The sequence below is a fragment of the Bartonella sp. AP58NXGY genome, assembly GCF_042195785.1.
Classification (GTDB): domain Bacteria; phylum Pseudomonadota; class Alphaproteobacteria; order Rhizobiales; family Rhizobiaceae; genus Bartonella.
On record NZ_JBHIOY010000232.1, the window covers coordinates 1 to 734 of the forward strand.

1 protein-coding gene is annotated in these 734 nt (G+C 33.9%); it reads right to left on the reverse strand.

Translation table 11 applies throughout. The annotated features are described in order from the left end of the window. Nucleotides 1-250 precede the first annotated feature (250 nt). Nucleotides 251-601 (reverse strand): hypothetical protein, encoded by a 351-nt coding sequence (locus tag ACFINC_RS10640; RefSeq protein ID WP_375617195.1) that lies wholly within the window; start codon nt 599-601, stop codon nt 251-253. Between the last annotated feature and the right edge of the window lie 133 nt (nt 602-734).

A 734-nucleotide genomic window follows, 5' to 3' on the forward strand; every position in this document is an offset into this window, starting at 1 on the left:
ATTTATCTAAAATTTTAAGCCATTTGCATGAATCGAAACTTTTGTCCTTCCCAATGAATTCAATTTTTATATCAATGTATCACGATCAATCGCTTGTTAGATCAATCACTCGGTCTTTCCTCATCTTTTATGCGCGATAGCGTCTTTTCCCTTGCCTCTAAACATCACACCAATAAAAGCGCGCCTTATAATACATAAAATATAGAAAAACCAACTTTCATTTTGTCCTCTCCCTCACGCGCTTATTTTGTTAATAAATGGTTTTTCTTCGCTGCCAGATTACTTGTTCCAGCTGATCAATCTTTTTTTTCAACAAATGTGTAAAGAGGATACGAACCACAACGACAACAGGGATCAATAAAAAAAGAAGCGCTGATATAAAAACCAATATTAAGATGAGAATGAAGAGGCTATAATTCCACCACCCTGTCAAATCCCACTCAAATAACAGCACAAGTGCTATCTTAAAAGCCTCAATCATAAAAGTAATACAAAAGATAACTTTATAATTTTTGCGTGTCAGAAACGCTTCTTTAAACGAAAAAGACCGTGGTTCCCTTCGTACCCTATCCCATGTTGCATTTTGTTCATTGCTTCTCATTTTTTGTCCCCCCATTTATCTAAAATTTTAAGCTATTTTCATTGATTAAAACTTTTGTCCTCCCCAATGAATTCAATTTTTATATCAATGTATCACGATCAATCACTTGTTAAATCAATCGCTTTTCTTTTTC

Bases quoted from the DNA above. Each gene is read 5' to 3' on its own strand.
- ACFINC_RS10640 (WP_375617195.1), bottom strand. From the start codon at position 601: ATGAGAAGCAATGAACAAAATGCAACATGGGATAGGGTACGAAGGGAA.